Genomic DNA, 19,847 nt, shown 5'->3' with positions numbered 1-19,847 from the left:
AGGCTGGATGAGGCGAGCCCGGCTTCCTGGCCGGCCGATTCGGGTGGCGGGTGGGCGCAGGGGCGGAGCCTCTCGGTTACGGGCGCAGGGCCCGCAGCAAGAGGTCGGCCAGATGATCGGCTACCTGCTGGGGGGTCAGGGGCCCGTCCGGCCGGTACCACGTCGACAGGTGGTGGACCGAGCCGAAGTGATAGTCCACGACCAGGTCCGCCGGGGTCGCCTTGGAGAACACGCCCGATTCCTGGCCCTCCTCGACCAGCGCGCGGAAGCGCTCGTGGTAGCGGCGGCGCTCGGCGCGCACCTGTTTGTCCTTCTCGGGGCTGAGGTGGTGCATCGAGCGCCAGAAGATCATCGCGTCGTCGAGGTTGTCGATGGTCGTGACCACGACATCCGCGGCGGCGGCCCGCAGGCGCTTCTCGACCGGCTCGTCGGCGTCCGCGACGGCGTCCAGTCGCTCCTGCTGGATGCGCAGCACACGCGCGTACACCTCGTGCAGGAGGTCGTCCTTGGAGCCGAAGTAGTGGTAGAGCGCGCCCTTGGTGACTCCGGCCGCCTCGACGATCTCCTGCACCGAGGTGCGGTCGTAGCCCTGCTCGGCGAAGAGCCGGGTGGCGGCGGCCAGGAGCCGCTGAGGCACGGGAGTGCCGTCCGAGTCCGTGGTCCTGGGCACTGCCGCCACCTGCCTTTCCGTTCTGCTGTCAGTTGTCTCGCGTCCGGGAACGCAGTTCCCGACGGAGGATCTTCCCACTGGCCGTCTTCGGCAAGTCGGGCAGGATCTCCACCTGGCGCGGGTACTTGTAGGCGGCCAGTCTCTCCTTGCAGTAGGCGGCGAGCGCATCCGGGTCCGTCCCGGCGTCCGGACGCAGACTGATGTAGGCCTTGACGGTCTCCCCGCGATACCCGTCCGGCACGCCGACGACGGCTGCCTCACGCACCGCCGGGTGCGTGTAGAGCACGTCCTCGACCTCACGCGGCCACACCTTGAAGCCGGACGCGTTGATCATGTCCTTCTTGCGGTCGACGACGTACAGCCAGCCCTGCTCGTCCATGAATCCGATGTCGCCGGTGCGCAGTTCCGCGCCGGGGAAGGTCTCGGCGGTGGCATCGGGGCGGCGCCAGTATCCGGGCACCACCTGCGGGCCCCGTACGACGATCTCGCCCTGCTCCCCGAACGGCACCTCGTCGCCGTTGTCGTCGACGATCCGTACGACCGTGTCGGGGCCGGGCAGGCCCACGGCCAGGGTCCCGGACGCCGGGTCGACGGGCGCCTCCAGCCCCGGTGGCACGGAGGCGCAGGGCGCGGTGCACTCGGTCAGCCCGTAGCCGTTGCGGATGTACGGCCCGAAGCCCGCCCGGAACTTCTCCACCAGCGCCGGGGGCAGCGGGGCGCCGCCGGAATTGATCACCCGGAAGGAGGAGAAGTGGTCGCGGGTGACGGAGGGGTGGGCGGCCAGGGCCATGAAGGCGGTGGAGGGGCCGACGGTGTAGTGCGGGCGGTGCTCGGCGAAAGCGTCCAGCACCACGCCCGCCTCGAAGCGGTACGCCAGGACGAGGGTGCCCGCGCTGTTCAGGCAGGCGCCGAGCTGGCAGACCATGCCGGTGATGTGGAACAGCGGCGCCAGCGCGAAGTACACCGGCCGTTCGGGCAGCCCGAGCCCCGTCCGCTGCCGCTCGGCGTTGTACATGATGTTGCCGTGCGTGTTGGTGGCGCCCTTGGGTGTGCCGCTCGTGCCCGAGGTGTAGCTGATCAGCGCGATGTCGGAGGGACCGGGCACGCGTCCCTCGGGCGCCTTGTGCCCGGCCCGGGCGACGGTCGCGAGGTCGTCGGCGTCCGAGGCCCGCGGCCGCCGCTCGAAGGTCAGCACACGCGCGTCGTGACGGCTCTGGAAGTCCAGTTCGCATCCGGTGAGCACGATCCGGACGGGCGAGTCCGCGGCCGTCTCGCGCAGATACGACTCCCACGCCCGGTCCGAGCAGATCAGCGCGGTCACCTCGCCGTCCCGCAGGACGTGGGCCACCTCGCCCGACTTGTACATCGGGTTGACCGGCACGACGACCGCACCCGCCTTCCAGGCGCCCAGCAGGGCGAGCACGAAGTGCGGGGAGTTCTGGAGCAGCACCGCGACCCGGTCACCGGGCTCCAGGCCGCGCGCCGCGAGGTGCCCGGCGACGGAGTCGCTGAGCCGGTCCACGTCCCGGTAGGTCAGCCTGCCGTCGAAGTAGGCCAGGCAGTCGGTGCCGGGCGCCTCGGCCACGGCCCGGCGCAGGGCGTGCACGAGGGACGCGGCGGGGCTTATCGCACCCTTCTGGGCGTCGCTCAGCAGGCCCAGCCAGGGCCTGGCCGCGTAACGGGACTCGGTCACCGGCTCTCCTCCCACTGCCGCTGGATTCGGTTCATGCCGGACAGCCACCGGTCGGGGTCACCGGCCCGGGCCTGGTAGTACTCGGCGACCTCCGGGTGCGGCAGGATCAGGAACCGGTCCTCCTCGATGCCCTTCAGCAGGGCGTCCGCCACGGCCTCCGGCTCGATCGCGGTCGGCTGCAGCACCAGGTCGCCCGCGCTGCCGGTGGCGGCGAGCATGTCGGTGCGGACGCCCTGCGGGCAGATGGCGTGGACCTTGACCCCCCGGTGCCGGTACGTCAGCGACAGCCACTCGGCGAAGGCGAGGGCGCCGTGCTTGGTGACGGCGTAGGGCGCGGCACCGATCATGGTCAGCAGCCCGGCGGCGGAGACGGTGGAGACGAACCGCCCGTTCCCGCGCTCCAGCCAGGCGGGCAGCAGCGCGTGGGCGGCGCGGACATGCGCCATGACGTTGACCTCCCAGGAGGTGGCCCACCCCGTCTCGTCCAGCGGCGCGTCCGCGTCGCCGCCGCCGAAGGCGACGCCGGCGTTGGCGCAGTAGACATCGACGGCCCCGCCGAGCGCGTCCCGTGCGTCGTCGACGACCGCCGAGGCATCGCCGGGCAGGGCGATCCCCCCGATCTCCTCCGCGACGTGCTTGGCCCGCTCGGCGTCCAGGTCATTGACGACGACCCGGGCGCCTTCGGCGGCGAAACGCCGGGCGAGCGCGGCCCCGATACCGCCACCGGCCCCAGTGACAACGACCCCGGACCCCTGAAAGGCTCCCACCATCGGCTCCTTAGACGCGGCTCTGCAACGCGGTCAGACTAACCGGTCGGTATGTTTCAGGGAAGGGGAAGGCGCAGCACTCTAAGGGGCGCGAGGAACTGCGCGACCAGCCACGACGAACCGTCACGAAACGGATCACGGAGGCCCCCCCCATGCGCCCTTCCAGACGAGCCGTACTCACGGCGGCCACGGCGACAGCCGTCTCAGCCGCACCCACCGCCGCGGCGGTCCAGCGTCACGGACAGTTACGCACCGGCTTCGAACGACTCGCCCGCGACGGTTACGCCCTGCTCGGAAAAGAAAAGGTCGGCATCGTCACCAACCCCACCGGCATCACCCGCGACGTCCGCCACATCGTCGACGTCATGCACGCCGACGACCGCGTGAACCTCATCGCCGTCTTCGGCCCCGAGCACGGCTTCCGCGGCACCGCCCAGGCCGGCGGCTCCGAGGGCCGCTACGACGACCCGGCGACCGGCCTGCCCGTCTACGACACGTACCTCAAGAGCGGCCGGGCGCTCGCCGACGTCTTCACCGCGTCCGGCGTGGACACGGTCGTGTTCGACATCCAGGACGTCGGCGCGCGCTTCTACACCTACATCTGGACCCTGTACGACTGTATGGAGGCCGCCCGGCTCGCGGGCAAGCGCTTCGTGGTCCTGGACCGGCCCAATCCCGTGACCGGACGAGCCGCCCTGGGACCGGTACTCCACAAGGAGTTCGCCACCTTCGTCGGGCGGCAGCCCGTCTCCCAGGCACACGGGATGACCGTCGCGGAGCTGGCGCGGCTGTTCAACGGCGAGTTCCTGACCGAGCCCGTGCCGCTGGAGACGGTGAAGATGTCGGGCTGGACACGGTCGGAGTTCTTCGACGCCTCCGGGCTGCCCTGGGTGCCGCCGAGCCCGAACATGCCGACACCGCGGACCGCCCTGGTGTACTCGGGCACGTGCCTGTTCGAGGGCACCAACCTGTCGGAAGGGCGCGGTACCACACGGCCGTTCGAACTGCTGGGCGCGGAGGGCGTCGACGGGCGCTGGGCGGCCGCGGTCAACGAACTCGCCCTTCCCGGCGTGCGCTTCAGGGAGGCGTACTTCGCGCCCACCTTCTCCAAGTTCCAGGGCAGGACGATCGGCGGCGTGCAGCTCCATGTGCACGACCGGGACGTCTTCGACCCGGTGCGCACGGGAATCGCCCTGCTCGTGACCGCGAAGAAGGTCTGGAGCGGCTTCGCCTGGCGCCCCGACCACTGGATCGACAAGCTCACCGGCTCCGCGCGCGTGCGCACGATGATCGACGCGGGCACGGACACCGACGAGGTCGTGGCGGGGTGGCAGGAGGAGCTGGCCGCGTTCCGCAGGACGCGGCGGAAGTACCTGCTCTACCGCTGAGTGCCGGCTCGCGCGCCGAATGCGCCCGTGACGTATGGCCATGTGCCTCCGTTGGCAGGACGATGCGCCCATATCGTGGCGTCACCCGGGGACGAGGGGGCCTGTCATGGCGGATCCGGCGATGAGTGTGACTCCCTACTGGGAGCTGGCCTTCGACGCGGACGGGGACCCGGCCGGCCGCCTGCGCGACCGGCTGCTCGCCGGGGTGAGCGACCGCAAGGTGCGCGATCTGATCGTCTTCGCGCACGGCTGGAACACCGACCGGTCGGGCGCGAACCGGCTCTACGACCGGTTCCTGGCACCCATCCCACGGCTCGCCCCGTCAGCCCGGATCGGTTATGTCGGAGTGCTGTGGCCCGCTATGCGGTTCTCCGACGAACCCATCCCGGACCTGCCGCGGGCGGTGGCGGCGGAAGCACCCCCGCGGCCCGCGCTCGACAAGGACACGCGGCACGCCCTGCTGGAGACCTTCCCGGGCCGGGCCGTCCTGGTCGACCAGATCGCGCGGCTGCTGGAGCAGCAGCCGCCGGAGGAGGGCGAGCTGGAGGAGTTCGGACGGCTCGTGCGGCTGCTGGTGGAGGTGGTGCCGCCCGGGCCGCAGGCGCTGTTCGCGGCGGACACGGTGGCGGAGGGGCTGCCGCAGAGCGAGCCGGAGCTGGTCGCCGGGTCCGCGGCGAGGGCCTGCGAGGAGTTCGCGCGGGCACTGGCGGGCCTCGAAGCGTCCGGCGCACAGCGCGGGTTCAGGCTCCCGAACCCCTGGGACGGGGCACACGAACTGCTCCGCCAGGCGACGTACTACGCGATGAAGCGGCGCGCCGGGACCGTCGGTGAGCGAGGTCTCGGCCGGGTCGTCGGGCAGCTCGCGAAGGCGGCGCCCGGCGTGCGGGTGCACCTCGTCGGGCACAGCTTCGGCGCGCGGCTGGTGTCGTTCGCGCTGCGCGGCCTGCCCGAGGGCGTCCGCACGGTGAAGTCCGTGACACTCCTGCAAGGCGCGTTCTCGCACTACGCGTTCGCGGCCCGGCTGCCGCACGACGCGCGCGCCGGAGGGGTGCTCCAGGGACAGCAGAACCGCGTCGACGGCCCCCTGGTGTGCTGCCACTCCCGGCACGACTCGGCCCTCGGCACGATGTACCCGCTGGCCTCGCGCATGGCGGGGGACAGCCGGTCGGTCACCGGACTCGACCTCGGCCGGGCCCTGGGCGCGAAGTGGGGTGCGATCGGCTACGGCGGGATCCGGGCCGTACCGGGCACACGCGCGTACACCCTCGCCGAAGCCCTGCGGGCGGAACTGCCCGGCTCGGGGTGCGTCAACGTCGACGCGACGGCGGTGGTCCGCCGCGGCGGCCCGCCGGCCGGCGCGCACAGCGACATCCTGCACGAGGAACTGGCCAGACTGGTGCTGGCGGCGGGCCGCATCCGCTGACCCGCCGCCGGACTCAGGGCCTGTGGTGTCTCACCGGTGCGAGGTGAACTCCACGACCTGCTGGTAGGTGGGCCGGTTCTGCCAGCTGATCTTGCCGTGCTTGATGCCGCCGAGGGTGCGGTGGTTGATGGAGTCGGCGCACCACTGGTCCCCCGCCGCGCACACGTCGTCGCCGGGGTAGACCTGGGCCGCGGTCTTGCCGGCCGCCTCCTTCAGGGTGCTGATGAGGGTGTCGCGACAGGCGGCCAGGCGGCCGTCGCCGCAGTAGGTACGGGCCAGCGGGCCCTTCACCTGCTCGCCGAGCACGGCCCGGACGTCCTTGTCGACGTAGCTCCACCAGCCGTACTGGAAGGAGCTCCCGGCGTGCGAGCCGGTCGGGCCGTGCGCGGCGGACGGAGACTCGTCGACGGGCAGGTTGGCGGTCATGGCCCCGAACAGCTCGCTGCCGAGGCCCGGTTCGAACTCGGCCTTGACCAGCAGCGGCCACCAGGCGTCGAGGATGCGGATCGCGTCGGCGTCGGCGTACTTCCTGGAGCCGGCCGAGGTCTCCGTGCGCTTGCCGCCTGCGGCAACCCAGGCCTGGAGCTTGCTCACGGCGGCCGCCGCGGCGGGGTCGGTGACAGGCGAACCGCTGATCACCTTCAGCAGCTTGGGCAGGACGTCTTCCGCCCGCAGGTCGGCGAGCCCGGCGTCGGCCATGGCCTTCGTCAGCGAGGCCCGGGTCACGCCGCCCTGCTGGACCAGCTTGCGCACCCGGTCCTCCAGGAGGTTGCCGCGGTGCACGGAGCCGTTGCCCCAGGGCGCGGCCGCGTAGTCCTTGGCCTGCTTGTTGTTCCAGGAGACGTAGTAGTCCTGGTCGATGGAGTGGGGGTGGGCGGAGGGCGGCGTGTAGTCGGCCGTGTTGGTCGCCGGGTCCCAGGTCCGCCACTCGTACGCCGGCCGCGCCCACACCGGGAACTCCGCGTCGACGCCGCTCGCGCGCACCGGGTTGTCGCCGCTGTTGTAGTACGCGGTGTGCCGGGAGTCGGCGTAGAACCAGTTGAAGGTGTAGTTGATGTGCTGCACCGCCTTCTGGAAGGACTCCGGACCCTTGACGTAGCCGGGGTCGTTCAGCATCTGGAAGCCGATGATGGAGTCGGCCTCGTGCATGAAGGAGGAGCGCAGGGTGGTGTAGGCGACCTTCTTGCCGCCGACCGTCGCGCGGTACTCGACGGGGCCGTACTTCGTGCGCCAGGCGCGCATCGTGTACGAGCCGGCCGCGGTCCCGTCGGCGGTCGTCGGCTTCCAGGCGTTCTTCTGCTCGATCTTCTCCATCGGCGTGCAGGTGCCGCGGTACAGGTAGTGGTAGTCGTCCTGGCAGAGTTCGACGGCGTAGGTGTCGATGATGTCCTGCCCGGAGGTCGTGGCGCTCCACGCGTAGTCCTGGCCGCGGCCGAGTTCCACGTACATGCTCAGTCCGGCGAAGGAGGCGCCACGGGCGCTGATGCCCGGGCCCTGGAGCTCCTGGAGCAGCAGCAACTGAGGGGCGAAATAGCCGGTCTGCGGGCCGAACACGGCGACGGGACGGCCGCTGGCCGTGTGCTCGCCGCTGACCACGAGGGCGTTGGACATGCCGCGCTTGGCGGACGACACGGCCGCCCTGGCCGCCTCCCCGGACGCACCCCTGGCGTCGGACGTGGCGGCGCTGCCGGTGCGGTCGTGGACGAGCGGCTCGGGCTTCACGGTCCCGGCGTCGGGCAGGGCGGCGCCCTGCGGGGCGTCCGGCCTGGCCCCGTACGGGAAGCTGCCGTCGTGGACGGTGAGGACGGCCTCCGGGTCGTTGCGCATCCGGAAGGACTCCCACACCTTGGTGCCCTCCGCCACGCCGTACTTCTCCTGTGCGGCGAGCAGCGAGAGCGCGTTGTTGACCTCGCCGCCCCCGCCGGAGCCGAACAGGGCGCCGATGACGGAGCCCAGCGCGACCATGTCGGTGATCTTGAAGTGCTCGATCGTCCCGGCGTTGGTGACGGAGTCCTTGTGCCCGGTGAGGACGTACTCGCCGGGGAAGTACCGGCCGCTGTCCGAGGCGTCGATGTAGGCGTTGATGCCGTCGAGATAGGCCTTGGCGTCGGCCAGTGCCTGCTGGCCGCGCTCACCGTTGGCGGCGACGGCGTTGTCGATCTGTGCCTGCAGATCGGCCTCGGTGTACGGGGCGTGCCGCCAGAACTGCTGTTCCAGGCCCTGGTTGGAGGGTGCGCCGCCGGCGAATGAGGTCAGCCGGCCGCGCCCGACGTGCCGGAAGACGTCCATGAGCCACAGCCGGTCCTGGGCGGCCGCGTAGCCGGCGCCGAACTCCGTGCCGTACCTGGTGGTACCGGTGATGTGCGGCACACCGGTCTTCTTGTCCCGGACGATCGTCACGTCACCGCGCCCGGCGGGCTTGAGGGTGGAGGCGACCTGGTCGGCGGGCACCCCGAACGACGCGTCGTTGAAGAAGGTGTTGATCGTGTCGTTGGTGAGGCCGGTGTGCCCCTTGGCGAGGGCGGCGTAGGGCCCGAGCTGGTCCTCGGCGTGCTCGGGCTGGGTGCCGAAGGCCTGGTTCAGGAGGATCTGGGCGAGGGTGGCGTTGCCGTTCTGACCGGGCGGGAGGATGTCGGAACACTGGTTGCCGCAGTAGTCGTTCACCGCGGCTGATGTTTGCGCGGTCTCTGTTTCCGAAGCGGCAGCCGGGGCAATCGGCGACAAAAGACCCGCGATCAGGGCGCATACCGAGGCGGTCTTCAGGAACCCGGGGATTTCGCCGGGAGTTCTCATGTGGGGGGCTCCTCGCGACTGGGGTGGCCGGGATGTTACCGCCGGTATCCCCGAGTTTGAAGGTGAACAAGCGTCAACTTCTGGAGTCAGCACAACAGACACACGGGCCACGGCAGTCGACTCGCGAGCCTCGACGGAGGCTTATGGAGGCCATTTGAAATCGGATGGAGCCGATTCGCTTGTCGATACGTCTATTCGGCGACGTCCGTACGACGACGCCGAAATGACCGGATTACAGGTGCAGGTGTGACGGAGGTGCAGGACGATGGCCGGTTTCCGGAGTCTGGCGAGACAGGTTCGCGATCCGCGGTGCGATCTGGCCTTGCGGCGCTATTCGCTGCGCAAGTGCCTTGAGAGGTTCGCGCCTTACGGGCACAGGGCGACCTGGGACCATTTGTGCTCCCGGGCAGGGTTCGGTCCCGAGGACCGGTCCCCCGATCCGGCGCGGCTCGTGGCCGCACTGGACGAACTGGAGGAGGCGCGGGCGGTCTGGCTGGCCTACGAGGTCGAGTTCGCCGAGCGCCGCAAGAAGGAGAAGCACGACGGACTGCGCCGGCCGGGCAGCGTGGACGACTGGCACCGGCTGACCTGGGGCGGCTTCGGCGTGGCGTGGTGCGACGATCCGGCGGTCCATCCCCGGGAACCGCTGGCCGAGGTACTGCGCCGGCTGATCGCCGCGCTGGAGCGCGAGCCGGGCTCGGCCTGCCCGGTGTGCGGCGGGGATCGGCTCGCTTGGAAGTACGGCCTGGACCATGAGCCCTCGGCGGGTCCGGTCTGCTCGGACTGCGGGATCCTGGTACCGCGTCCGGTGCTCACGCCCGGGGCCCTGGCCGATGCCAGGCGAGCGAGGATGCTGGTGTCGGCTTGACGATGGCGAGTGCGCGGGGGGTGCGCCGGGGATGCCGCACCCCCACTGTCGCGGCGGGAGCCGACGGTCAGTGCTGACTGGCATCATCGGGGCATGGTGCAGGTGTGTCTGAACGGGGGGCGGGGCGCCGCGGACGGCGCGGTGGTGCCGCTGACGCCCGAGACGATGGCCGGGTCGGCCGCCGACGCCGTCGCGGCCGGGGCCACGGACATCCATGTCCATCCCAAGACGCCGTGCGGGCGGGACACTTTGTCGCCGAGGGTGCTCGCGGTGACGCTGGAGGCGATTCGGACTCGGGTGCCCAAGTCGGTGCCGGTCGGCGTGACGACCGGGGCGTGGGCGGAACCGGACCCCGCCGGGCGGCTGGGCCGTGTGCGGAGTTGGGCCTCCCTGCCCGTTCTTCCCGACCACGCGTCGGTCAACTGGCATGAGCAGGGTGCGGAGGAGGTGGCCGCCGCGCTTCTCGAACTGGGGGTGGGCGTGGAGGCCGGCGTCTGGTCGGGGACGGACGGAGCGGAGCGGTTCGCCGCGTCGCCGCTGGGTCCGAGGGTATTGCGCGTGCTGGCCGAGGTGACGGACACGGCCCCGGACACCGCCGTGGACTCCGCCGAGGCGCTGCTTTCCGAACTGGGCGCGGCTCATGGGCGTCCCGTGTTGCTGCACGGGGAGGACGGGGGCGCGTGGCCGGTGCTGCGGCTTGCGGGGCGGTTGGGGTTGGCCACGCGGGTCGGGGTGGAGGATGTGCTGGCGCTGCCGGATGGGAGGCCGGCCCGGTCCAACGCGGAGCTGGTGGCGGCGGGGTTGACGGAGTACGCGCGCGCCGCGTTGTGAGGTGCGGGGCGTTGGTGCGGGGGCCGCGGCGTTGCGCAGTCCAGCGTCGCGGGGTGCCGCTGCGCCCACCCGCGCCGCCCCAGCGGCACGACTGCCCGCAGCGGCGGCGGTCGGCGCCCGGTTCCAGGTACCCGGCGTTGGTGCGGGGGGCGGGGCGTTGCGCAACCCGGCGTCGCGGGGTGCCGCTGCGCCCACCCGTGCCGCCCCAGCGGCACGACTGCCCGCAGCTGGGGCGGCCACGACGCGCCCGCAGCCGCGTACGCACGGAAGGGGACGTGTCGGGGGGTGTCCGCCCGCAGCGGTTGGCGCGTCAACGGACAGTCACTCGTCATCCGACTCCATCGCGCCGTTCCGAGGACGGACACCCCCCGGCACGGCCCCGACCCACCACCCACCGCGTAGGCGCTACGCCCGCCGCCCCTCGACCATCAGCCGCGACCCCGCGAGGCGTTCACCGAAGACGTCGTCCGGATTGGAGAGGACACACGCCTCGAGGGACAGGCACCCACAGCCGATACAGTCGGTGAGGTGGTCGCGAAGGCGGTTCAGCTGCTTGATGCGTTCGTCCAGCTCCGAGCGCCAGACCTCGGACAGGTGCGCCCAGTCCTCCCGCGTCGGCGTCCGCCCCTCGGGAAGTGCCGCCAGCGCCTCACGGATCGTCGCCAGCGGAATGCCGACCCGTTGCGCGGCCCGGATGAAAGCGACCCGGCGCAGCGCGTCACGCGAGTAACGTCGCTGGTTTCCCGAGGTGCGACGGCTGCTGATCAGTCCCTTGGACTCGTAGAAGTGCAGCGCCGAGACGGCGGCCCCGCTGCGCGCCGCCAGCTGGCCGACCGTGAGCTCATGGATCTTCTCTGGAATCTGGGGCACTCCCCGAACCCTACCCTCGACCGTTGACAGGGCCCCCGCAGCCGACCATGCTAAGCAGTCGCTTAGAGAAGCACGAGCACGCAGACCTTCTGACGCGAGAGGCCGGTCATGGCAGAGCCGAGGATCTTCACATCCGTCGACGAACTGAAGTCGGCGGTGGGCGAGCAACTGGGGTACACCGACTGGCTCGACGTCGACCAGAAGCGGATCGACCTCTTCGCCGAGGCCACCGGCGACCACCAGTGGATCCACGTCGACCCGGAGAAGGCGGCCGCGGGCCCCTTCGGCACCACCATCGCGCACGGCTACCTGACCCTGTCGCTGCTGCCCCTCTTCGGACCGCAGCTGATCGCCGTCGAAGGCGTGAAGATGGGCGTCAACTACGGCACCAACAAGGTGCGTTTCCCCGCCCCCGTCCCGGTCGGGTCGAGGCTGCGCGCCACCGCCGCCATCACCGGCGTCGAGGACGTGACCGGCGGCGTCCAGGTCACGGTGGCCTTCACCGTGGAACGCGAGGGCGGCGACAAGCCCGTGTGCGTCGCCGAGTCCGTCGCCCGCTACTACCTCTGACCGCCGGGAGAGGGCTGCTTCTCCCCCACCATCCGCAGCACGAGGTCGGCGTAGAGCGCGCCGACCTCGTCCGGCGTCCACGGCCCGTCGACGTTGAACCAGCGGGCCACATCGATGCAGAGCGAGAGAACGGCCAGGGTCGTGCCCTTCACGTCCAGCACGTCGAACTCACCGGCCGCCACGCCGTCCTCGATGATCCCCCGCACCTCGTCGTCGCACTGCCGGCGCAGCGCCAGGATCTCGGCGCGGGCGTCCGGCCCGAGTGAGTCCAGTTCGTACTGCACCACCCGCGCGGTGGTGCGTCCGCCGGCGTGCCAGCGGACGAAGGAGCTGACCGCGTCGGCCAGGCGCTCACGGGCTGTGCCCTCCCGCCGGGACGCCGTCCGCAGGATCTCGACGGCCTTCTGGTGCCCGATCCTGCTGATGCGGTGCAGCAGCTCTTCCTTGGTCTTGTAGTGGATGTAGAGCGCGGCCGGACTCATCCCGGCGCGGCCGGCGATGTCCCGGGTCGTCGTGGCGTGGTAGCCGCGCTCGGCGAAGGCCTCCACCGCGGCGATCAGCAGTCGCCGCGCCGCGTCGGGCGTGACCTCGCCCCACGCCTGCGCATCGCCGCCGGCCGTCTCCTCCGCCGTACTCATCACTAGCCCCTCTCCACTGGCAGGGCACCACCATACCGCCGAGGGTGAGCGGGCGCTTAGCATGGCCGCTCAGTACCTGCTCCTGAAGGGGGCATGCCATAGAGCTGCTTGGATGACCTTCACCACTCGTCCAGCGGGACATCGAGTTCGAGGCGGCGTCGTTGTGAGGCTGTGACGGAAGAGAGGGTCCTCAGTCGAGTTCGGCAAGGTGGTCGGCGGAGCCCCCGTGCCACTCGATCATGAAAAGGGTGGCGTCGTCACTGGTGCGCCCGCCCCGCTGCTTCTTCAGCGTGTGGGAGAGGCGGCGCAGATCTGCTCGCACCCCTTGTGACGGCTCCTTGCCGAGGCGGTTGACGCAAGCAATGAGTCGTTCCTCACCGAACGGCTCCCCACCCTCGACGCGCTCCTCGATGATGCCGTCGGTGTAGCACAGGACCCGGTCGCCTTGCTGGAGCGTGTGCTCTTTGATCGGCGGCAGTTCACCGCCGAGGCCGATGGGCAGGGTCGTCGCGCTCTCCAGCTGCTGCACGACCTGGCCGTCGCGGATCAGCAAAGGGGCGGGGTGACCCGCGTTGACCAGCTCCAGCTCGCCGGTGGCGATGTTGATGTGCATCAGCTGTGCCGTGACGAAGTGGTCGGGTCCGAACTGCTGGGAGATGGCGTTGTCCATGAACGCATACTTCTCGGGCAGGCTGATGAACGCGCGCCGGGCATGGCGGTAGGCGCCGATCGCGATGGTCGCCGCCGTGGCGGCGTCCAGGCCGTGGCCCATGGCGTCGATCACGGTCGCGTGCAGGATGCTGTCGTTGAGCGCGTAGTCGAAGCTGTCGCCGGCGACCCGGTAGGCGGGTTCCAGCATGCCGGCGACAGCGACCTGCGGGACGGACATCGACAGCGGCGGCAGCAGGCTCCACTGGATCTCGGCGGGCACGCTCATCGGCTCCCGGCGGCGGGCCAGGAAGAACTGGTCGGTGTAGGCGTCCTTGGTGACCAGCAAGTCGGCGACCAGGGTCGCGAGCCTGCGCAGCAGCCGCCGGTCGTCGTCGCCGACGGCATCCAGGGTGAGGGCCATCACCCCCACCTTGTCGCTGCCGTCCAGCAGCGGCAAGTACATCCGGATGCCGTCAGCCTGCTTTACCTCGACAACCTCCACGCGCGCGAAGGCCCGGCCGGCGCAGGAGTCCGCAATCGGCTGGGCCTGGCTGACGCGCAGCTTCCTCCCCGGCAGCGCCACCAGCACTTCCTGCGCGTAGTCCTGAAGCAGGATGGAGACATCACGCCCGCCGATCGTGGCCACTTCCTCCGCGATCAGCGGGGCGATCAGCTGCGGCGGCATCAGCTGCGCCCGGTCCAGCAGCAGGCCGAGCAGCCGCTCGCCGAAGCCTTCGGATCGGTCCACCGCACCGTCTTCCATGGCCCGCCTTCCTTCGCTTCCTCACTCATTGGCGCCGGAGAGCCGGAGGGTCGGGCGGCCTGCTGGGGCCCTGCTGTCCACCCCTCCCATCCTGTCCGGTCGGCCACGCCCCGGCCACTCGTGGGCACCAGCCGCACCATCAGCACCGCGGCGGCCGACGGCGTGAATCGAGGAGGCGCGGCCGGAAGAGTTTCGGGGTGTTTGCTGCCGGGGGGTACGAGCAGGCCGTTCAGTGCTTCTCGAAGGGTGCGTACGAGGGCCTCGCCGCCCCCTCCTGCCGGTCGCGGATCACCTTGGCCAGGGTGAAGGAAGAGGTGACCAGGTACAGCACGGCGATGGCGAGGAAACCCCGCACCCAGGCGTCGGCGCTCAGCTGGTAGATGCCGATCGCGGTGGCCGCCATGGCGACGGCGAAGGAGGCGACGGCCTGGCCGTAGAAGGCTGCCGTGTTCTGCTGCTTGCCCGGTGTCTCACTCATGGGAGCGAGCTTCGGCCAAGGTGGCCCGCGCCACATCCGCCGGCGTACTCAGAAGGTACTCAGAACGCCGAAACCCCCGTCAGGGCCCGCCCGATGACCAGCTTCTGGATCTGGCTGGTGCCCTCGTACAGGGTCATCACACGGGCGTCCCGCAGCAGTTTGCCCACCGGGTACTCGTCGATGTAGCCGTAACCGCCGAAGACCTGGAGCGCGTTGTTGGCGGCGCGGACCGCCGCCTCCGAGGCGAACAGCTTGGCCTTCGACGACTCGACGGCGAACGGCTGCCCCCGGTCGATCAGGTCGGCGACCCGCCAGGTCAGCAGCCGGGCGGCGTCGACGTCCACGGCGATGTCGCTGATCAGCTCCTGGACCAGCTGGTGCCGGGCGATGGCCTTCCCGAACTGCTCCCGCTCCCCCGCGTACCGCACGGCCGCGTCCAGGGCGGCCTGGGCTATGCCGACACAGCCCGCGGCGACCGACATCCGCCCCTTGGCCAGAGCCGACATGGCGACGGAGAACCCCCTGCCCTCCTCCCCCAGCAGCGCGGAGCGCGGCACGCGCACGTCCTGCAGAACCAGCTCGGCGGTGGCCTGGCCGCGCAGCCCGAGCTTGCCGTGGATGGTCCGACGGGACAGGCCTGGTGTGCCGGTGGGGACGAGGAAGGCGGAGACGCCCTTGTGGCCCGGCGCGTCCGTGGAGCGGGCGAAGAGCAGGACGACGTCGGCCCAGGTGCCGTTGGTGATGAACATCTTGGTGCCGTTGATGACGTAGTCGCCGCCGTCCCGCACCGCTCGTGTCGCGAGGTTGCCGGCGTCCGAGCCCGTGCCCGGCTCGGTCAGCCCGAAGCAGCCGACGAGCTCACCGGAGGTCAGCCCCGGCAGCCACCGCCGCCGCTGCTCCTCGCTCCCCCACCCGGCGACGGTCTTGGCCACCAGCCCCAGGGAGACGGAGACGATCCCGCGAACGGACGAGTCGCCCCGGCCCAGCTCCTCGGTGACCAGGCAGTACGCGAGATGGTCGCCGCCGGAACCGCCGTACCGCTCGTCGATCGTCAGACCCAGGAAGCCGACCTCGCCGAGCTTCTTCACGATCGACCGGTCGACCTCCTCGGCCCGGTCCCAGGCGACGGCGTTCGGGGTGATCTCGCGCGCCACGAAGTCCCGGGCGAGCTGCCGTACGGCGGTCTGCTCCTCGCTGAGCTCCAGGTTCACCACGCGCACCCCACTTGAGAACGGCCCTTTAAATTAGCACTGCTAGTTTCTGTCGGCAGCCCTACTATGTGCGCCATGGCCCGACCGCGCAAGCCCTTGCTCAGCACCGACCGGATCGTCGAGACGGCTCGGGCGCTCGTGGACGCGGAGGGCCTCACGGCCGTCTCCACGCGCCGGCTCGCCGCCGAACTGGGGGTCAGCGGGCCCTCGCTGTACAACCACTTCCGCACCAAGGACGAGATCCTGGAGGCGGTCGCCGACTCGGTGAGCGGCCAGGTGGACCTCACGATGTTCCAGGACGGCCGGGACTGGCGGACCGCGCTGCACGACTGGGCCGTCTCCTACCGGGCCGCGCTGCGGGACCACCCGAACATCGTCCCCGTCCTGGCCCGCGGCCCCGGCCGCCGCCCGGCGGGGCTTCGGCTCGCGGACGCGGTCTACGGCGCGATGGTCGAGGCGGGCTGGCCACCGGCGCAGGCGACGTCCATCGGCGCGCTGATGCGGTACTTCGTCATGGGCTCCGCGCTCGGCTCCTTCGCCGGGGGCTTCGTGAACGACGCGAGCGCCTACGATCCCTCCGCCTATCCCCATCTCCAGCAGGCCCATCTCCTCGCCGAGCAGCAGGAGAAGATCGACGAGCGGGCCTTCGAGACGGGTCTGACCGCCTTGCTGGACGGGCTGGCCCGGCAGTACGAGCAGGTGCGGCGGGCGGTTTAGGGGGCTGCGGCGGGACACTTCGGCGGCGGCCGAAGCGTCCGTGTCCCATGCTGGGGGCATGACGACGAGGGACCCGACGGCCACCGGCCTGGCACGGCTCGCGGCACTGTTCGCGGACGAGACCCGGGCGGCCTGTCTGCTGGCCCTGCTCGACGGGCGCGCGTGGACGGCGAGCGAGCTGGCGCGGCACGCGGGTGTCGCCGCCTCGACGCTGAGCGAGCACCTGGGCCGGCTCGTCGCGGGCGGGTTGCTCACCGAGGAGCGGCAGGGCCGGCACCGGTACGTGCGGCTGGCCGGCGCGCATGTCGCGCAACTGGTGGAGGACCTCACCGCACAGGTGGCGCCGGGCACGGCGGTACGGCCGCGGAGTCTGCGCGAGGCGAGCGCCGGTTCGGCGATGGCCCGGGGCCGCACCTGTTACGACCACCTCGCGGGGCGGCTCGGCATCACGGTCACCGACGCGCTGACGGCGCGCGGGCTGCTGCAGCAGGAGACCGGGTTCGCGCTCACCGACGCGGGGCTGACGTGGTTCGAGTCCGCCGGGATCGGCCTCGACCGCAGGAGCCGCCGCCCGCTGACCCGCGCCTGCCTCGACTGGACCGAACGCCGTCCCCATCTCGCGGGCGTCGCGGGCGCGGCGCTGTGCAGACACGCCCTGGACACCGGCTGGTGCGTGCGCGTCGGCTCGGAACGGGCCGTGAAGGTGACGGCGGCCGGTGAACAGGCCCTGTTCGACCTGCTCGGGGTGGAGCCGGCGGCACTGCGCTGATCCCGGGAGCCCGCGGCGCGCCCCCGCACCCGCACCTCGCCCGGACGCCGACGCGCGCCCCTCCACGGCGCACCACCGCCCGAACCCAAGCGCGAGAGCCGCACCGCCCCGGCGACTCCGACACCCCATCCGGCCCCGCCGCGCGAGCCGCGCCCGGCGATCTGCACACCCCCGCGCCCCGTCCGAAATCCGCCAGGTCCCCTTCCTCTCCCCACCTAGCCTCTGGAGCATGATGAACCCCTCCCTGTCCCGTCCCGCCCGCCGGGCGGAGCTGTCGGCCGCCGGTGCGGCCGCGGTCACCGTCGTGCTGTGGGCGTCCGCCTTCGTCTCGATCCGCAGCGCGGGTGACGCGTACTCGCCGGGCGCGCTGGCGCTCGGGCGGCTGCTGGCCGGGGCTCTGACGCTGGGGGTGATCTGCCTCCTGCGACGGGAGGGGCGGCCACCGCGCACGGCCTGGCGCGGCATCGCCATATCGGGCCTGCTGTGGTTCGGCTTCTACATGGTCGCCCTCAACTGGGGCGAGCAGCAGGTCGACGCGGGTACGGCCGCCCTGGTCGTGAACACCGGGCCGATCCTGATCGCGCTGCTCGGGAACCGGCTGCTCGGTGACCCCATGCCGCCGCGGCTGCTGGCGGGGATGGCGGTGTCGTTCGCGGGTGCGGTGACCGTGGGGCTCTCGATGTCCGAAGAGGGCGGCTCCTCGGTGCTGGGAGTGGTGCTCTGCCTGCTGGCGGCGGTCGCGTACGCCGGTGGTGTCGTGGCGCAGAAGCCCGCGCTGGGGGCGGCGAGTCCCCTTCAGGTGACGACGCTCGGCTGCCTGGTCGGCGCCGTGGCGTGTCTGCCGTTCGCCGGGCAGCTCGTCCGGGAGGCCGCCGACGCGCCGGCCTCCGCGACGCTCAACATGGTGTACCTGGGCGTCTTCCCGACCGCTCTCGCCTTCACGACGTGGGCCTACGCCCTGTCCCGGACGACCGCGAGCCGGATGGGCGCGACGACGTACGCGGTGCCCGCGCTGGTGGTCCTGATGTCCTGGCTGTTCCTCGGCGAGGTGCCGGGGCCGCTCACCCTGGCCGGCGGGGTGCTGTGCCTGGCGGGCGTGGCGGTGTCCCGGTCGCGGGCGCGGGCGGCGGCTCGGGCCGGGGCTCCGGGAGCGGCACCGGAACCCCGGCCCGAGCGGGCGGCCCGGGACTCAGCCCGCTGACTCGGCCTCCGCCTTCGCCCCGGGCGCGGGCTCCGGCTCCGCCGCACGCGCCCGGCCGGCGAGGACCTTGATGGACACCAGCGCGATCACCGAGAGCGCGATGATGTAGCCGGAGACGGCCATCGAGGTGCCCGTCGCCTCCAGCAGCAGCACCATGACGAAGGGTGCGAGTCCGCCGCCGGCGACGGCCGCGATCTGGTACCCGAGGGAGGCTCCGGTGTAGCGCATCTCGGGCGTGAACAGCTCGGCGAACAGAGCGGCCTGGGGGCCGTACATGATGCTCAGGAAGCAGCTGGCGACGAACGTTCCGACCGCGAGCCACAGCAGCGAGCCGGTGTCGATCAGCAGGAAGAGCGGTACGGCCCACAGGGCGATGCCGATCGCGCCGAGCCCGTAGATCCGGATGCGGCCGATGCGGTCGGAGAGCGCGGCGGCGGCCGGGATCAGCACCAGCTGGGTGAGGCTGACGCAGAGCGAGACCATGAGCACCGGGCCCTTCTTCATGTCCAGTTCCCGGGTCGTGTAGTCGAGGACGCCGGTGATGAGGATGTAGAAGGTCGCGGTGTTCACGGCGAAGGAGCCGCCCGCGAGGAGCACCGTGCCGAGGTGGCCGCGCAGGATCGTGCGCAACGGCGAGCTCTTCTCGGACTGTTCCCTCTCCGCGAGCGCGCGCTCGGCCTCCCGGAACGCCGGGGTCTCCTCGACGCGGGTGTGGATGTACCAGGCGAGGCCGAGCACCAGCAGACCGACCAGGAACGGCACCCGCCAGCCCCAGGCCGCGAAGGCCGAGTCGGTGGTGAACGCGCCGGCCAGCAGGAAGACGGTGTTGGCGGTGACCACGCCGATGGGGACGCCGAGCTGGACGACGCTGCCGTAGACGCCGCGCTTGCCCTCCGGGGCGTACTCGGTGGCCAGGAGCATCGCACCGCCCCACTGGGCGCCGACGGCGACGCCCTGGGCGACGCGGAGCAGGACGAGCAGGATCGGGGCGGCGACGCCGATGGTGTCGTAGGTCGGGAGCAGGCCGATACCAGTCGTGGCGACGCCCATGAGAGTGAGCGCGAGGACCAGCATCGGCTTGCGGCCGCGCTTGTCGCCGAGGTGGCCGGCGACGATGCCGCCGAGCGGCCGGGCGAGGAATCCGACGGCGAAGGTGGCGAACGAGGCCATGACGCCGGCGGTGGGACTCCCGGCGGGGAAGTAGAGGTCGCCGAGGACGAGGGCGGCGGCGATGCCGAAGACGAAGTAGTCGTACCACTCGACGGCCGAGGCGAGCGCTGCCGCGGTGGCGACCCGGCGGCGGTTGCCGACGGCGGGCGTGGTGGTGACGGGCTGAGCGGAAGGTGCCGTGTCCATGCGGTGCACGCTCCGGTGGGTGCGGGGACGGAAGCGGGGGGTGGCTCGGGTTCCGGGAACGTACTGACCGGACGGTATGGGCGTCAACGGGTCGGACACCAGGAGTTTTTGCCTGTACGTGGCACACATGTGGGTCCGGGCATGCCTGAGGCCCCGGCCTCACCGCACGGAGGCCGGGGTGCGGGCGGGT

General features: G+C 71.5%; 18 protein-coding genes. 8 read left to right on the top strand and 10 right to left on the bottom strand.

Annotated elements, in window-relative coordinates; genetic code table 11:
• Nucleotides 1-76 precede the first annotated feature (76 nt).
• From IE212_RS06390 to IE212_RS06380, 3 genes are read right to left on the bottom strand one after another with little or no spacing between them, the layout of a single operon-like run.
• Nucleotides 77-670 (bottom strand): TetR/AcrR family transcriptional regulator, encoded by a 594-nt coding sequence (locus IE212_RS06390; protein ID WP_190196726.1) that lies wholly within the window; start codon nucleotides 668-670, stop codon nucleotides 77-79.
• Nucleotides 671-698: 28 nt separating this feature from the next.
• Nucleotides 699-2,363 (bottom strand): class I adenylate-forming enzyme family protein, encoded by a 1,665-nt coding sequence (locus IE212_RS06385; RefSeq protein WP_190196725.1) that lies wholly within the window; start codon nucleotides 2,361-2,363, stop codon nucleotides 699-701.
• Nucleotides 2,360-3,133, bottom strand: coding sequence for an SDR family oxidoreductase (locus tag IE212_RS06380; protein WP_190196724.1), 774 nt, complete (start codon nucleotides 3,131-3,133; stop codon nucleotides 2,360-2,362). The genes IE212_RS06385 and IE212_RS06380 overlap by 4 nt, the downstream gene beginning before the upstream one ends.
• A gap of 149 nt (nucleotides 3,134-3,282) precedes the next feature.
• Here IE212_RS06380 and IE212_RS06375 point away from each other — a divergent pair, with 149 nt between their 5' ends.
• Nucleotides 3,283-4,518 (top strand): exo-beta-N-acetylmuramidase NamZ family protein, encoded by a 1,236-nt coding sequence (locus IE212_RS06375; protein WP_190196723.1) that lies wholly within the window; start codon nucleotides 3,283-3,285, stop codon nucleotides 4,516-4,518.
• 106 nt (nucleotides 4,519-4,624) lie between these two features.
• Nucleotides 4,625-5,941: a serine-threonine protein kinase gene (locus IE212_RS06370; protein WP_190196722.1), complete on the top strand. Its 1,317-nt coding sequence runs from the start codon at nucleotides 4,625-4,627 to the stop codon at nucleotides 5,939-5,941.
• A 30-nt stretch (nucleotides 5,942-5,971) separates the two neighbouring features.
• On the opposite strand, the gene IE212_RS06365 is transcribed toward IE212_RS06370, so the two are convergent.
• Nucleotides 5,972-8,734, bottom strand: a complete 2,763-nt coding sequence (locus tag IE212_RS06365; protein WP_190196721.1) for a penicillin acylase family protein — start codon at nucleotides 8,732-8,734, stop codon at nucleotides 5,972-5,974.
• Nucleotides 8,735-8,999: 265 nt separating this feature from the next.
• Here IE212_RS06365 and IE212_RS06360 point away from each other — a divergent pair, with 265 nt between their 5' ends.
• Nucleotides 9,000-9,602 (top strand): hypothetical protein, encoded by a 603-nt coding sequence (locus IE212_RS06360; protein ID WP_190196720.1) that lies wholly within the window; start codon nucleotides 9,000-9,002, stop codon nucleotides 9,600-9,602.
• A 93-nt stretch (nucleotides 9,603-9,695) separates the two neighbouring features.
• Nucleotides 9,696-10,433 (top strand): 3-keto-5-aminohexanoate cleavage protein, encoded by a 738-nt coding sequence (locus IE212_RS06355; RefSeq protein WP_190196719.1) that lies wholly within the window; start codon nucleotides 9,696-9,698, stop codon nucleotides 10,431-10,433.
• Between the two features lie 405 nt (nucleotides 10,434-10,838).
• Here IE212_RS06355 and soxR read toward each other — a convergent pair whose 3' ends face one another.
• Entirely contained in the window at nucleotides 10,839-11,303 is a 465-nt protein-coding gene (gene soxR, locus IE212_RS06350; protein WP_190196718.1) for a redox-sensitive transcriptional activator SoxR, read from the bottom strand.
• Between the two features lie 108 nt (nucleotides 11,304-11,411).
• On the opposite strand from soxR, the gene IE212_RS06345 reads away from it, so the two are divergent.
• Nucleotides 11,412-11,873 carry a MaoC family dehydratase gene (locus IE212_RS06345; protein ID WP_003989183.1) on the top strand — a complete coding sequence of 154 codons (462 nt, stop codon included), beginning with the start codon at nucleotides 11,412-11,414 and terminating at the stop codon, nucleotides 11,871-11,873.
• On the opposite strand, the gene IE212_RS06340 is transcribed toward IE212_RS06345, so the two are convergent.
• The 4 genes from IE212_RS06340 to IE212_RS06325 form a co-directional block, all read right to left on the bottom strand.
• A complete protein-coding gene (locus tag IE212_RS06340; protein ID WP_190196717.1) occupies nucleotides 11,864-12,511 on the bottom strand; it encodes a TetR/AcrR family transcriptional regulator in 648 nt (215 codons plus the stop codon). The two genes, IE212_RS06345 and IE212_RS06340, sit on opposite strands and share 10 nt — an antisense overlap.
• A gap of 190 nt (nucleotides 12,512-12,701) precedes the next feature.
• A complete protein-coding gene (locus tag IE212_RS06335; RefSeq protein ID WP_190196716.1) occupies nucleotides 12,702-13,925 on the bottom strand; it encodes a PP2C family protein-serine/threonine phosphatase in 1,224 nt (407 codons plus the stop codon).
• A gap of 229 nt (nucleotides 13,926-14,154) precedes the next feature.
• A complete protein-coding gene (locus tag IE212_RS06330) occupies nucleotides 14,155-14,403 on the bottom strand; it encodes a YiaA/YiaB family inner membrane protein (RefSeq protein WP_190196715.1) in 249 nt (82 codons plus the stop codon).
• A 59-nt stretch (nucleotides 14,404-14,462) separates the two neighbouring features.
• On the bottom strand, nucleotides 14,463-15,614 hold the full coding sequence (locus tag IE212_RS06325) for an acyl-CoA dehydrogenase family protein (RefSeq protein ID WP_190196714.1): 1,152 nt from the start codon (nucleotides 15,612-15,614) through the stop codon (nucleotides 14,463-14,465).
• Nucleotides 15,615-15,689: 75 nt separating this feature from the next.
• Between IE212_RS06325 and IE212_RS06320 the strand changes: the two genes are divergently transcribed.
• The 3 genes from IE212_RS06320 to IE212_RS06310 all read left to right on the top strand — a co-directional run bounded on the left by IE212_RS06320 (nucleotide 15,690) and on the right by IE212_RS06310 (nucleotide 18,301).
• Nucleotides 15,690-16,331 carry a TetR/AcrR family transcriptional regulator gene (locus IE212_RS06320; protein WP_190196713.1) on the top strand — a complete coding sequence of 214 codons (642 nt, stop codon included), beginning with the start codon at nucleotides 15,690-15,692 and terminating at the stop codon, nucleotides 16,329-16,331.
• Between the two features lie 58 nt (nucleotides 16,332-16,389).
• Nucleotides 16,390-17,100: an ArsR/SmtB family transcription factor gene (locus IE212_RS06315; RefSeq protein ID WP_190196712.1), complete on the top strand. Its 711-nt coding sequence runs from the start codon at nucleotides 16,390-16,392 to the stop codon at nucleotides 17,098-17,100.
• Between the two features lie 229 nt (nucleotides 17,101-17,329).
• A complete protein-coding gene (locus tag IE212_RS06310; RefSeq protein ID WP_190196711.1) occupies nucleotides 17,330-18,301 on the top strand; it encodes a DMT family transporter in 972 nt (323 codons plus the stop codon).
• On the opposite strand, the gene IE212_RS06305 is transcribed toward IE212_RS06310, so the two are convergent.
• Complete coding sequence (locus IE212_RS06305; RefSeq protein ID WP_190196710.1) at nucleotides 18,290-19,657, bottom strand: MFS transporter; 1,368 nt, start codon at nucleotides 19,655-19,657, stop codon at nucleotides 18,290-18,292. The two genes, IE212_RS06310 and IE212_RS06305, sit on opposite strands and share 12 nt — an antisense overlap.
• Nucleotides 19,658-19,847: the final 190 nt, after the last annotated feature.

Source organism: Streptomyces djakartensis, assembly GCF_014651075.1.
Lineage (GTDB): Bacteria > Actinomycetota > Actinomycetes > Streptomycetales > Streptomycetaceae > Streptomyces > Streptomyces djakartensis.
This window is presented reverse-complemented; position numbering and strand designations above follow the sequence as displayed.